14 protein-coding genes are annotated in these 12734 nt (G+C 72.1%); 7 read left to right on the top strand and 7 right to left on the bottom strand.

The window, feature by feature from the left end:
• Positions 1–8 precede the first annotated feature (8 nt).
• The 3 genes from DEJ47_RS03315 (at position 9) to DEJ47_RS03325 (ending at position 2617) form a co-directional block, all read left to right on the top strand.
• Positions 9–1268 carry an MFS transporter gene (locus DEJ47_RS03315; protein ID WP_150164755.1) on the top strand — a complete coding sequence of 420 codons (1260 nt, stop codon included), beginning with the start codon at positions 9–11 and terminating at the stop codon, positions 1266–1268.
• Positions 1269–1283: 15 nt separating this feature from the next.
• Positions 1284–1736, top strand: coding sequence for a cupin domain-containing protein (locus tag DEJ47_RS03320; RefSeq protein ID WP_150164757.1), 453 nt, complete (start codon positions 1284–1286; stop codon positions 1734–1736).
• 146 nt (positions 1737–1882) lie between these two features.
• Complete coding sequence (locus tag DEJ47_RS03325) at positions 1883–2617, top strand: maleylpyruvate isomerase family mycothiol-dependent enzyme (RefSeq protein WP_150164759.1); 735 nt, start codon at positions 1883–1885, stop codon at positions 2615–2617.
• A 42-nt stretch (positions 2618–2659) separates the two neighbouring features.
• Here DEJ47_RS03325 and DEJ47_RS03330 read toward each other — a convergent pair whose 3' ends face one another.
• Both DEJ47_RS03330 and DEJ47_RS03335 read right to left on the bottom strand, forming a co-directional pair.
• Positions 2660–3082 carry a MarR family winged helix-turn-helix transcriptional regulator gene (locus tag DEJ47_RS03330; protein WP_150164761.1) on the bottom strand — a complete coding sequence of 141 codons (423 nt, stop codon included), beginning with the start codon at positions 3080–3082 and terminating at the stop codon, positions 2660–2662.
• Between the two features lie 69 nt (positions 3083–3151).
• Positions 3152–4381, bottom strand: coding sequence for a cytochrome d ubiquinol oxidase subunit II (locus DEJ47_RS03335; RefSeq protein WP_150164763.1), 1230 nt, complete (start codon positions 4379–4381; stop codon positions 3152–3154).
• Positions 4382–4563: 182 nt separating this feature from the next.
• On the opposite strand from DEJ47_RS03335, the gene DEJ47_RS03340 reads away from it, so the two are divergent.
• Positions 4564–4857, top strand: a complete 294-nt coding sequence (locus DEJ47_RS03340; protein WP_150164765.1) for a DUF6332 family protein — start codon at positions 4564–4566, stop codon at positions 4855–4857.
• Here the strand turns inward: DEJ47_RS03340 and DEJ47_RS03345 are convergent.
• Positions 4818–5483, bottom strand: coding sequence for a response regulator (locus DEJ47_RS03345; protein WP_150164767.1), 666 nt, complete (start codon positions 5481–5483; stop codon positions 4818–4820). The genes DEJ47_RS03340 and DEJ47_RS03345 overlap by 40 nt on opposite strands.
• Entirely contained in the window at positions 5480–6763 is a 1284-nt protein-coding gene (locus DEJ47_RS03350) for a sensor histidine kinase (RefSeq protein ID WP_150164769.1), read from the bottom strand. The genes DEJ47_RS03345 and DEJ47_RS03350 overlap by 4 nt, the downstream gene beginning before the upstream one ends.
• A gap of 219 nt (positions 6764–6982) precedes the next feature.
• Between DEJ47_RS03350 and DEJ47_RS03355 the strand changes: the two genes are divergently transcribed.
• Complete coding sequence (locus DEJ47_RS03355; RefSeq protein ID WP_150164771.1) at positions 6983–7429, top strand: hypothetical protein; 447 nt, start codon at positions 6983–6985, stop codon at positions 7427–7429.
• An 81-nt stretch (positions 7430–7510) separates the two neighbouring features.
• Here DEJ47_RS03355 and DEJ47_RS03360 read toward each other — a convergent pair whose 3' ends face one another.
• Positions 7511–8725, bottom strand: a complete 1215-nt coding sequence (locus DEJ47_RS03360; protein WP_150164773.1) for a geranylgeranyl reductase family protein — start codon at positions 8723–8725, stop codon at positions 7511–7513.
• Between the two features lie 135 nt (positions 8726–8860).
• On the opposite strand from DEJ47_RS03360, the gene DEJ47_RS03365 reads away from it, so the two are divergent.
• The gene (locus DEJ47_RS03365; protein ID WP_150164775.1) at positions 8861–10216 is read left to right on the top strand and encodes a dipeptidase; all 1356 of its coding nucleotides are present in this window, start codon (positions 8861–8863) and stop codon (positions 10214–10216) included.
• Between the two features lie 117 nt (positions 10217–10333).
• Here DEJ47_RS03365 and DEJ47_RS03370 read toward each other — a convergent pair whose 3' ends face one another.
• Entirely contained in the window at positions 10334–11371 is a 1038-nt protein-coding gene (locus DEJ47_RS03370; RefSeq protein ID WP_150164777.1) for an NUDIX hydrolase, read from the bottom strand.
• Positions 11372–11741: 370 nt separating this feature from the next.
• Between DEJ47_RS03370 and DEJ47_RS03375 the strand changes: the two genes are divergently transcribed.
• A complete protein-coding gene (locus tag DEJ47_RS03375; protein WP_223828215.1) occupies positions 11742–12080 on the top strand; it encodes an STAS domain-containing protein in 339 nt (112 codons plus the stop codon).
• Here DEJ47_RS03375 and DEJ47_RS03380 read toward each other — a convergent pair.
• A complete protein-coding gene (locus DEJ47_RS03380) occupies positions 12037–12723 on the bottom strand; it encodes a TetR/AcrR family transcriptional regulator (RefSeq protein ID WP_223828216.1) in 687 nt (228 codons plus the stop codon). The genes DEJ47_RS03375 and DEJ47_RS03380 overlap by 44 nt on opposite strands.
• Between the last annotated feature and the right edge of the window lie 11 nt (positions 12724–12734).

Below are 12734 nucleotides of genomic sequence, written 5' to 3' on the forward strand. Positions count from 1 at the left end.
GGAAGCAGATGTCTGTTCTCCGGCAGCGCGCCCGCGGATGGCGGCGGTCCGTCCCCGGCGGACGGGTCGGCCTGCGGCTCTCCGTGATGGCGATGATCGACGCCGTCGGCACGGGTGCCTTCCTGGCCGTCTCCGTGCCGTTCATCACGCGGTCCGTCGGACTCTCCGTGGGCGAGCTGAGCCTCGGCCTGACCCTGTCCGCCGCTGTCGCGCTGGCCACGGCCGTCCCCCTCGGCATCCTCGCCGACCGGATCGGCCCGAAGAAGGTCCTGATCGGCGTCGGCCTGTGGCGCTGCGGCTGCTTCGTCCTCTATCCGTTCGTCCAGAACCTGTGGCAGTTCCTGACGGTGGTCTGCCTGCTCGGCCTCGTCGACAAGGCGGCGGCACCGATGGAACAGGCCCTGGTGGGGCAGGTGACGGCGACCGACGACCGGGTCAAGGTCGTCGCGGTGCTGCGGTCGCTGCGCAACGTCGGCTTCACCGTCGGTGCCCTCCTCGGCGGTGTCGGCCTGCTGATCGACACCCGGCCCGGTTACGCCGCGATCCTCCTGCTCAACGCCGCCTCGTTCGCCGTACTCGCGCTGCTCGCCCACCGCCTTCCGGTGCTCACCACCCCGGCGAAGAGCCTGCGGCGCCGCTTCTCCGTCGACGCGCTGCGGGACAGACCGTTCCTGTCGTTCACCGGCATCAACGCGGTGCTCACGATGCACATGACGCTCCTGAGCATCGGCATCCCGCTGTGGATCGTCGAGCACACACAGGCCCCGGCCGCGGTGATCTCACCCCTGGTGGCGGTCAACACGGTGCTCGCGGTGGCGCTGCAGGTGCGCGCGAGCCGCGGCACCGAGACCATCGCCGGTTCCGCGCGGGCGCTCGTGCGGGCGGGCATCGCCCTCGCCGTGTGCTGCCTGCTCCTGATCGCGGCACCGAAGCCGCCCGTCCTCGCGGCGGTCGGTGTGCTGCTTCTCGCCATGGTCGCGCTGACCGCGGGCGAGCTGTTCCAGTCCGCCGGGGGCTGGGGCGGTTCGTATCTGCTCGCGGCGCCCGGCCAGGAAGGCGTCTATCTGTCGGTCTTCTGGCTCGGCGTCGCCGTCCAGCAGATCGCGGCACCGCTCGTGGTCGGCCTCGTCATCACGGCAGGCACCACCGGGTGGGCCGTGCTGGCCGCGCTGTTCGCCGTCTGCGGCCTCGCCGCGCCAATGATCGGCCGGTGGGCGCAGGCCCGCGCCTCCATGAACCCGCAACTCGGTCAACCCGTCAGCTCATGATTCCAGGAGGGATCCATGTCCGTTCCGCTGTACGTCCCCGCAGGTGAAGGCGAATACGTCGACATCCGGGACACGAAGAGGACGTATCTGAAACTCACCACGCCCGACTCCGACGGGGAGTTCGGCTTCTTCGAGCACCACATGGCTCCGGAGGCGAAGGGCGCGGCCCCGCACATCCACAAGCAGTCCACGGAGATGTTCTACGTGGTCAAGGGCGAGATCGAGTTCACCATCGGGGACCGCAAGGTGGTCGGTGAGCCGGGCGCGTTCGCGTACGTCCCCAAGGGGGAGCCGCACGGCTTCACCAACCGGGGCACCGAGGACGCCACCCTGTTGATCATGTTCTACCCGATCTACGACCGTGAGGACTACTTCCGCGGACTGGGCCGGCTGACGGCCGACGGGCGCAATCCCAGCATGGAGGAGCTGCGCGAACACATGGCGAAGTACGACCAGTTCATGGTCTGAGACGGGGGCGGACACGGGGCCGGGACCGGCATCGGTCGGTCCCGGCCCCGTGTCCGCTTTCCCGGTGGCCACGGAGCGTACGCAATCGGTCCCAGATCGCCCGGAGGTTCCGGTTCCAGGGCACTCCATCCGACACAATCGCCCGCATGGAGATTTCCGAGCACATTCAAATAGTTGCCGACGAGGGCCGGTTGCTGGCCCGTGCCGCCGCCGAGGCGGGGACCGACGCCAAGGTGCCGACCTGTCCCGACTGGCAGGTACGGGACCTGTTGCGGCACGTCGGGATGGTTCACCGCTGGGCCGCCGCGTTCCTCGCCGAGCGGCGCACCTCGTATCAGCTCGGCGGCGAACTCCCCGACCTGGACGGCGACGCCCTCGTCGAGTGGTTCCGCGAGGGCCACGCCGCTCTCGTCGCGACGCTCGAATCGGCTCCGCCGGACGTCGAGTGCTGGACCTTCCTGCCCGCGCCCTCCTCGCTGGCCTTCTGGGCCCGGCGGCAGGCGAACGAGACGACCGTCCATCGCGTGGACGCCGAGTCCGCGCGTGGGGGTACGCCGTCGCCGCTGGACGCTGCCTTCGCCGTGGACGGGATCGAGGAGCTGCTGTTCGGCTTCCACGCGCGCGACAAGAGCCGCGTGCGCAGTGTGACCCCGCGGGCGCTGCGGGTGCGGGCCACGGACGGGCCGACCTGGACCGTGCGCCTCACCGACGGGCCCCCGGCCGCCGAGCACGGCGCGACGGCGCCCGCCGACTGCGAGGTGTCGGGACCCGCGGCGCGCCTCTACCTGGCGCTGTGGAACCGGCTGCCGTTCCCGGAGGTGACGGGCGACACCGCACTGGCGGCGCTGTGGCGGGAGAGGTCCGCCATCGTCATGGGGTGACGTCAGCAGCGGGCCGGCGGGGGCCGTCGGCCCGGACGGGCGTCAGATCGCGGAACTGCCGAGCATCCGCCCGAGGACGGCCCGCTGCAGCGGCCGCACCTCCTGGTGCAGTGCGCGACCCTTGTCGGTGAGGGAGACGCGTACGCCGCGACGGTCCTCGCTGCACATCCCGCGCTCCACGAGGCCGTCCTTCTCGAGGCGCCCGATGAGACGGGAGAGCGCGCTCTGGCTCAGGTGGACCTGCGCGGAGATCTCCTGCACGCGGAACGTACATCCACCGTCGTCCGAGGAACCCTCGGCCAGCACGTCGAGGACCTCGAAGTCGCTCGCGCCCAGACCGTGCGGGTGCAGCTCCCGGTCGAGCTCGCACAGGGTGCGCGCATGCACCGCGAGGATGCCGCGCCATTGCTGCACGAGCCCCTGCTCGCGCTCGTCGAGCCCCTGCTCGGCCGTTTTCGCCGCCATGGAACCGCACGGTAGCAGAGTTCCGAGCGTTCATTGCACCAGCATTAAATGCATACGCATTCAAAGTGGTCAGGTGCGGTCCCGCCCGGCCGCGGCCCTGAGTGCGGCGATCGTGAGCGCCACGACCAGCAGCGAGGCGAGTGTCGCGATCGCCGCGGACAGGGTGGGCAGCGGCGCCGTCACCCGTTCCGGCCGCAGGACGAAGGCGAGCGCCTTCGAATCGAGCCGGTCGTCCACCAGATGGGCGACGGTCAGCGCACCGGCCACCAGGGTGCCCGCCACGGCCACGAACGGCGAGCCGCTCAGACACAGTGCCGCGCCCGTCACGGCGCAGATGACGGAGACCCCGAGCGCGACGGCGAGGCCGACGGTGGGCGCCCCCGACCAGGTCAGCGGGAAGTGGGCCGCCGCGCAGAGCAGGAGCAGCACACCCGCCACGCGACGCAGCCACACCAATGAGGTCCGGGTCCGCACCTGCGCGGCCGGGGCGTCGGAGGCGTTCGGAGCGGACGGAGTGGCGGTCGTGTTCCCGGCGTCGGTGCCGGCGATGCCCTGGGGGGCGCTGGTGCCCGGGGTGCCGCCCGCGGCACTGTCGGCGGCAGGTGCGCCCGCGGCACCTGGGGCGCCACCGGTCTCCTTCTGCTCCCGCAGGCTGCCGATCAGCTGCATCAGGTCCTCGACCGACCTGGTCGTACCCGCCGCGTGCACCACCTCGGCGCCGCTGTGCGGGTCGTGCGGCGGACGGGAGAGGATGTGCACGAGTCGGCTCACCTCGGGGATGGGCCGTTCCTCGGCGGCGTGCCGGATGGCCTCGTCCATGTGGTCGGCGGGGTGCTTCGGCGGGCCGAGGAGCTCCACCAGCCGGGTGACGTCGTCGACGGAACGGGCCACGGCCGCCAGACGGAGTACGGAGGCGGCGGTCGGCATGCCGTCGGGTGACTGCTCCAGGAGGGTCACCAGGTCGACCACGTCGTCCAGTGGCCTCGACACCACCGCGACGCGTATGAGCTCGTCCACGGCATCGTCCTCGGCCTCGGGCGCCGCCGGATCCCGGGGCCTGTCCTCGGTGGCGTCGACGGGCCGGGCCCGCTCGGGGGGAACGCCCTCGGCGACGTCCGCGGCCCTTTCCCGTGCGGGGACGGCCTGGTCGGTGGTGTGGCCTGCCGGGTGCTGCCAGGGGGCGGGGTCCACGCGGGTCGGGACGCCGAGCTGCGCGGTGCCCCAATGGACCGACGTGGACACCAGCGGTTCGCCGGTCCCGGATGTTTCCCCTGCGGCGGAGAATGACTCAGCGGCCATGTCGTCTCTCCATTTCAGCGGGACACCCTCGCCCCGCACGTGAGCGTGTATCCCGTTGTATGCACGCTTCATGCGGCCCGCCACCGGAGGGGGCCTTCCCGGCGGCACGCACGGCATCCGCGCCTCTCCCCGTGTGCGGCCGGGTCATTGCCCGCGGGGAGCGCGCACCGCACACTCGGAGGATGGGGCGACGGACGCAGGCGCAGCGCGACGCGGACACGGTCGAGATCGCCTACGCGCTGTTCGTGGCGGCGTTCCTCGCCGGAGGCACGCTGCTCGCGGTGGCGTCACCGGCGCTCTTCTTCGGCGTGCGCTCACCCGGCGAGGGCACGCTGGTCCGGGCCGGCGTGATCGCCGGGTCCGTCGTCTTCTTCACGGTCCTCGCCGCCGTCCTCCTGCGCCACGGACGGGCGTCGCGGCGGCACGACGAGCCGGTTCAGCCCAGCCAGCCCGGGCGGACGAGACCCGACTCGTAGGCCAGGACGACGAGTTGGGCGCGGTCCCGGGCGTTGAGCTTCACCATGGTCCTGCTGACATGGGTCTTGGCCGTGAGTGGACTGACGACCAGACGGCGCGCGATCTCCCCGTTGGAGAGGCCGATGCCGACCAGCGCCATCACTTCCCGCTCCCGTTCGGTCAGGCCCGCGAGGCTGCCGGCGGTCGCGGGCTCCTTGGAACGCGCCGCGAACTCGGCGATGAGGCGGCGCGTCACACCCGGTGACAGCAGCGCGTCCCCCTCGACCACCGCCCTCACGGCCCGCAGCAGTTCGTCCGGTTCGGTGTCCTTGACCAGGAAGCCCGACGCCCCCGAGCGGATCGCCTCGAAGACGTACTCGTCCAGCTCGAAGGTGGTGAGCATGACCACCTTCACGTCGCCCAGGCCGGGCTCTCCGGTGATCGCGCGGGTGGCGGCGAGTCCGTCGAGAACGGGCATGCGGATGTCCATCAGGACGACGTCGGGGCGCAGCTCCCGCACCTTCCGCACCGCCTCGTCGCCGTCCGCGGCCTCCCCGACGACGCCGATGTCGTCCTGTGCGTCGAGCAGCGCCTTGAAACCCGCTCTGACCAACGACTGGTCGTCGGCGAGCAGTACGCGGATCACTGGTCCTCCCGAGGTGCGGTGCGGGCCCGGGGATCCTCGTCCACCGCCCGGGGCAGTACGGCGGTCACGCGGAAGCCGCCTTCCGGGCGCGGGCCCGCCTCGATCGTGCCACCTAGGGCGGCGGCGCGCTCCCGCATTCCGGCGAGTCCGTTGCCGCTGCCGCCGGCGTCGGTTCCGGTGGCGGGTCCGTCGTCGTCGATCCGCAGGGTGAGGGACGCCGCTTCGTGGCGCACCAGCACGCGTGCGTGACGTGAACCGGAGTGGCGTACGACGTTGGTCAGCGCTTCCTGGACGATCCGGAACGCGGCGAGGTCCGTGCCGGGTGCGGGCTGCAACAGCGGCCCCTCCGTGGTGACTTCGACGGTGAGGCCCGCGCTTCCGGCCTGCTCGACGAGTTCGGGGAGCCGGTCGAGTCCGGGAGCCGGGGCGCGCGGCGCGTCCCCGGGGGTGCGCAGGGTGCCGAGGACCTGCCGCACCTCGCCCAGCGCCTCCTTGCTGGCGGCCTTGATGGTGGTCAGAGCGGTGCGGGCCTGCTCCGGGTCGGAGTCGAGCAGCGCGAGGCCGACGCCCGCCTGCACGTGGATCACGGAGATGCTGTGCGCGAGGACGTCGTGCAGCTCGCGTGCCATCCGCAGCCGCTCCTCGTCCGCCCGCCGCTGCGCGGCCCGCGCGCGCTCGGCCCGTTCCTTCGCCCACTGTTCACGGCGTACGCGGGCGAGTTCGGAGACGGCGACGATCGCCACGACCCAGACGGCGACGGCCAGTTCCTCGCTCCACGGGCGGGCGCCGTCGTCGCCGGGCGGCAGCCACGGGTAGAGCCAGTGGGCGATCAGCAGGTGCCCCGCCCACAGCCCGCCGACCGCTCCCCAGGCCGCCCGCCGGTGCCCCGCGACGATCGCGGCGAAGCAGCCCACGGCGACGGCGAGGAAGACCGGGCCGTAGGGGAACCCGGCGGCGACGTAGACGAGGGTGAGTGCCGCGGTGGCGTACACGACCGGCACGGGGTGCCGGTGGCGGAACAGGAGCACCGCCGTGGCCAGGAACAGCAGTACCCGCGCGAAGGTGTCGAGGGGCTGCCGTTCGAGCTGCCCGCGCTCGGCAAAACGCGACCCGACCTGGACGAAGACGGTGAGCGCGGCGGTGGTCGCCCAGGGCAGCCGACGCGCCGCCGAGGCTCCGGGGCCGCTCGTCCCTTCGGCGCCGCCCCCGGAATTCCACCAGGGCGGTCCGCCCCACCTAGGGAGCGGACCGCCCGGCCTGCCTTCGCGCTGCTCGTCCATGCCGGTCACGCTAGACCGGGGCGGGCGGCGCGGGCGTCCGACGGGCGAGGTGATCACACGTACTCCGCCGGGAGTAGGAGCGGCGCGCCCCGAGGTTGCGGGGCCGTCAGCCCAGGATGAGCAGGACGACGGCCACGACCGCTCCCACCAGGCCGGTCGTCTGCGCGCGCGTGACCCTCTCGCCCGGCGCCGCGACGCCGAGGACGGTCGGGACGGCGGGTGCAGCGAGGCCAGGACGACGGCGATGGACGGCATCTGCTGCTGGGCCGCCCGCAGGTGGAGGATGCGACCGAGCGCCGCTCCCGCCCCGATCAGTACCGCGAGGCCCGACAGCCTGAGGGGCTGACGGAACGCTGTCACGTACCGGCACGCGTTCGGCAGCAGCAGGAGGACCACCGCGGCACGGCCCAGGCGAAGTCGACGGCCCGGACCGAATCCACGGGCACAGTCGCCGCGAGAGCGACTCCCGGGGCGAGGAGCGGGCCGCCGAACTGCCCGAGGAACGTCACCACGGTGAAGTGGATCCGTCTCGACAGCAGGCCGCCCGTGAAGTCGACGATGCCGCAGCAGGCCGCGGAGACCAGTGCGAGAAGAGCGCCCGTTCCCCGGGGTGCCCCGCAGGCCACTCCTGACCCGTGCGGCTACTTCGTGGTGCGCGTGGAATAGACCTGTACGTCGGCAAGACGTACACGTACGAGGGGAACCGGTGCCAGTTGACCGACGCCGGGAAGGCGACGACGGGCGCCGCTAGCGGTCTTCCTTCTCGCCCCGCGCCTGCAGAACTCGCCCCACCATCGGATGCGTACGCACCAGCTCGCCCAGCGTCGTCGAGCCGCGGGTGATCCTCGCGAACGCGTTCCACGCGGGGCGGAAGCCCGTGATCGCCGTGTGCAGCATGCCGGGGCGGCGCTCGAAGGCCTTGAGCATGCGGCGGCCGACGCTCATCTCCACGCCGAGCCCGGCCTTGATGGCGAAGGCGTAGTTCAGGGCCTGGCGGCGCGCGTCGACCGCGTCGTGCGCCTCGGCGATCCGCACCGCCCACTCCCCCGCGAGCCGCCCGGAGCGCAGCGCGAAGGAGATGCCCTCGCGGGTCCACGGCTCCAGGAGACCCGCCGCGTCGCCGCAGACGAGGACGCGGCCGCGGGAGAGCGGCGAGTCGTCGGCGCGGCAGCGCGTCAGGTGCCCGGAGGAGATGCTGGGCTCGAAGCCCGCGAGGCCGAGCCGGGCGATGAAGTCCTCCAAATACCGCTTGGTGGCCGCACCTTCGCCACGCGCGGAGATGACACCCACGGTGAGGGTGTCGCCCTTGGGGAACACCCACCCGTAACTGCCCGGCATGGGGCCCCAGTCGATGAGGACCCGCCCCGCCCAGTCCTCGGCGACGGTCTCGGGCACCGGGATCTCGGCCTCCAGACCGAGGTCGACCTGGTCGAGCTTCACGCCGACGTGCGCGCCTATGCGGCTCGCGCTGCCGTCCGCGCCGACCACGGCGCGGGCCAGGACGGTCTCGCCGCCCTGCAGCACCACGGCGACGGTCCGCCGGTCGGGCACCTCGGAGCCGTGCTGCTCCACGCGCGCGACGGTGACACCCGTACGCAGCTCGGCGCCCGCCTTCTGCGCGTGCTCGACGAGCTGCTGGTCGAACTCGGGGCGGTTGATCAGCCCGAACAGCATCTGCCGTGAGCGGCGGGTGCGGCTGAACTTGCCGTCGAGGGTGAACGTCACCGCGTGCACCCGGTCGCGCAACGGCAGCTCGAAGCCGGGCGGCAGGGAGTCGCGCGAGGGGCCGATGATGCCGCCGCCACACGTCTTGTACCGAGGGATGTCGGCCTTCTCCAGGAGGAGGACGGTACGTCCCGCGACCGCCGCCGCATAGGCCGCCGAGGCCCCCGCAGGGCCGGCTCCGACCACGACGACGTCCCACACGTGCCGGGTGTCGTCCGCTGAGTTCTCGCTGCTCACGTTGGTCTACCGCTCCTGATCCCGCTGTTGGCCGCGCTTTCCCCCGGCATCCTACGGCGGACCCTCCCGGGTCCCTCCTGTGGGAGGATCACATGTACTCACACGTACAACGTCGCACCCACGAGGAGCGTGCCCATGTCGCCGAATCCGATCGCCGAGACCGTCGCCTCACTCATGCCGAGGGCGAAGGCGGAGCTCACCGAACTGGTGGCCTTCAAGTCGGTGGCGGACTTCGACCAGTTCCCGAGGAGCGAGAGCGAGGCCGCCGCCGGCTGGGTGGCGGACGCGCTGCGTGCCGAGGGCTTCCAGGACGTGGCACTGCTCGACACCCCGGACGGCACACAGTCGGTGTACGGCTTCCTGCCGGGCCCCGAGGGCGCGCCGACGGTCCTCCTCTACGCGCACTATGACGTCCAGCCGCCGCTCGACGAGGCCGCGTGGGCGACGCCGCCGTTCGAGCTGACGGAGCGCGACGGCCGCTGGTACGGCCGGGGCAGCGCCGACTGCAAGGGCGGCGTCATCATGCACCTGCTCGCGCTGCGCGCCCTCAAGGCGAACGGCGGCATCCCGGTGAACGTGAAGGTGATCGCGGAAGGCTCCGAGGAGCAGGGCACGGGCGGCCTGGAGCGGTACGCGGAGGAGCACCCCGGCCTCCTGGCGGCCGACACCATCGTCATCGGTGACGCGGGCAACTTCCGCGTCGGCCTGCCGACGGTGACGTCGACGCTGCGCGGCATGACGCTCGTACGCGTCAGTGTCGACACCCTCGAAGGGAACCTGCACTCCGGCCAGTTCGGCGGCGCCGCCCCGGACGCGCTCGCCGCGCTGGTGCGCGCCCTGGACTCGCTGCGCGCCGAGGACGGTTCGACGACGGTCGACGGTCTGACGAGCGACGCCGTCTGGGACGGGCTGCAGTACGAGGAGAGCGACTTCCGCAGGGACGCGAAGGTCCTCGACGGTGTGGAACTGATCGGCGAGGGCACGGTCGCCGACCGCATCTGGGCGCGACCCGCCGTCACCGTCCTCGGCATCGACTGCCCGCCGGTCGTCGGCGCGACGCCGTCGGTGCAGGCGGCCGCGCGGGCCCTGATCAGCCTGCGGGTGCCGCCGGGCGTGGACGCGGCCGAGGCGACGAAGCTGCTCCAGGCGCACCTGGAATCGCACACGCCGTGGGGTGCTCGGGTGCGGACGGAGCAGATCGGGCAGGGCCAGCCGTTCCGCGCGGACACGACGAGCCCGGCGTACGCGGCGATGGCCGAGGCGATGGGCGAGGCCTACCCCGGCGAGGAGATGCAGTACGCGGGCCAGGGCGGCTCGATCCCGCTCTGCAACACCCTCTCGGCGCTGTACCCGCGTGCGGAGATCCTGCTGATCGGCCTGAGCGAGCCGGAGGCGCAGATCCACGCGGTCAACGAGAGCGTGTCACCCGAGGAACTGGAGCGGCTCTCGGTGGCCGAGGCGCTGTTCCTCCAGAAGTACGCGGCGAACTGAGCGCGATCCGCCGGGCCGGCCTCTGGCCGGCAGCCCAGGAGCCTCGTCCTCGGACGGGGCTCCTTCTTGTGCTCGGCACAGTGCTGCGCGCCGCCGCTGACGGCTGACGGCTATCCGCTATCCGCGGATGGGGACCCCTGCCTCCAGGTAGAGCGTGGCGCCGCGTTCCCGTGCGCGGAGCGCCCAGCGCAGTCGTTCGTAGCGCACGGCGGGCAGCAGGTCGGCCGCTTCCTGTTCGGTGACGAAGCGCCAGTCGCGGAGTTCGGGCCCCGGCAGGAGCATGCTGACCGCGCCGCTGTCGAGCCGCCCGCCGTCGAAGAGGAAGCGCATCCCCCCGTAGCCGGGCGGGTTCGGCGGCTCCCAGTCGGCGACCAGCAGGGGCGGCGTGCCGGTGAGCTGGATGCCGGTCTCCTCCGCGACCTCGCGCACTCCCGCGCGCGCGGGCGCCTCGCCGGGCTCGACGACACCGCCGGGGAACTCCCAGCCGGGCTTGTACGTGGGGTCGACCAGCAGCACTCTGTCCTGTTCATCGAAGAGCAGCACCCCGGCGGCGAGGGTCTCGGCGGTGGGCTCCGGTGTCTGCACGATGTCGCAGACGGGCGCGGCGCCGCTGCGGACGGCTTCGGCGACGCGTTCGGCGGTCTCGAAGGGTGTGAGGACGCTGGTGTCGACGACGTGGGCGTCGCCGTCGATCCATTCGGCGCGGGCCGCGCGGTAAGGCTCGACGTGGTCGAAGGCCCACTGGCGCACCCGGAGGTCGCCGTCGGGCTCCGGCGGCACGGGCCGACCGGATATCCGCTCGCGCAGGATCGTTTCGTCGGGGGCGAGCAGAACGTGGTGCACACTGATCCTGCGCGCCGCGAGACCGCCGAAGATCTCGTCGCGGTACTCCTGTCGCAGCAGCGTCATCGGCACCACGAGGACGCCGCCGACCTCGGCGTGCATCGCGGCCGCGGTGTCGATGACCAGACGTCGCCAGATCGGCAGGTCCTGATAGTCGTTCACCTCGTCGAGGCGCTTGGGCGGCAGGAGGTGGGGCAGGGTGCCGCCGATGACCTCGGGGTCGAAGAGCGTGCTGTTCGGGATCAGCTCGATCAGTTCCCGTGCGGCGCTCGTCTTCCCCGCGCCGAACGCACCATTGATCCAGACGATCACGGTTCCCCCTCTTCTGTTGGCCCCCTGTGGCTTGCCCGCAACACCCTGCCATGGAAACCCGGCCCTGATGGAAGGGGAGGCCACCCACGGCCCTCACGTGTCGCTTCACACCCCACCGTCAAGGAGAACGCCGCAACTTCACCCCAAGGAGTGGCGCTGCCCTTCCGTGAATCGTTCCCGCACCTCGGGGCGCATCCACCCCCGCTAGCGTTTTCCCGGCAGGCCCCCCAGTCCCCGGGCGCCTCTCGTAACTGGCACTCCCGTTGCGCCACGCTCCTCCAGGGGTATGTCGGCGCCGGCGCTGGGGGGATGAATGCGGCAGCACGAACTGAAGACACACACGCGTGAGGACTTCGATCAGCCTCCACGGGTGTATGGACTCGACCACGCGATAGTGATCGAACTCCACGGAGAGATCGACCTGGTGGCCTACCACCGCACCGTGGCGCTGATGGACGCCGTGACCACGGGCCCCGAGTCCGTCGTGGTCATCGACCTGAGCCGGATCACGTTCATCGACTGTTCCGGGCTTTCCCTCCTCATGCGGGCCCACCGGAGGGTGACGGCGCGAGGCGGCCACCTGCGCATCGTCTGTTCGCACCGGCTGACCCTGCGCATGCTGCGTGTCACGAAGCTCAGCGCGACCCTGTCACCGGCGCCGACGCTCAGCGCGGCGCTCCTCGACCCGCCCGGCCACGAGGCGCCCTGAGGTCCTGCGCCGTTTCGTGGTGGAGCTGGTAGTGCTCGCGCCAACTCGGTGTCGCCGCCCCGCCCATGACGGTCATCACGACGTCATGGGCGAGGGTGTCCGTCACGGGCAGGTGGCCGAAGAGGACCCGGTGGTAGGTCGGGGCGCCGAGCATGTCGAGAAGCAGGTCGATGTCGGCGTCGGGCCTGATGTCGCCGCGCTCGACGCCACGCCGTAGGGCGGCCTCCGTGGTGGCCCTCCTGGGATGGAAGATCGTCTCGGTGAAGACGCGGTCCAGTGCGGGATCGTCGGCGAGTTCGGCCGTGAGGGCGGGCAGCGTACGCCGCCCGAGGCTCCCCCCGAAGGCGCGGCTGAGCGTGTCGATGCCCTGGATCAGGTCGCAGTGCGTGCACCCCGTGTCCGGTGTGGGCGCGGTCCCCATCGTGTCGGCCAGCGCGGCGATGACGAGACGCTGCCTCGACGGCCAACGGCGCCGGATGGCGGGCTTGGTCGTACCGGCCCGCCGGGCCACCGCCTCCATCGTCAGGCCGGGGTAGCCCGTCTCCTCGAGCAGCTCCTGAGTCGCCGTCAGGATCGCCTCGTCGAGCCGGGTGTCGCGAGGGCGCCCGGCGGGGCGGGCCTGCGCGGGGTCGGGTGTTGCCATGGGGGCGAGTA

The organism is Streptomyces venezuelae (assembly GCF_008642355.1).
Classification (GTDB): domain Bacteria; phylum Actinomycetota; class Actinomycetes; order Streptomycetales; family Streptomycetaceae; genus Streptomyces; species Streptomyces venezuelae_B.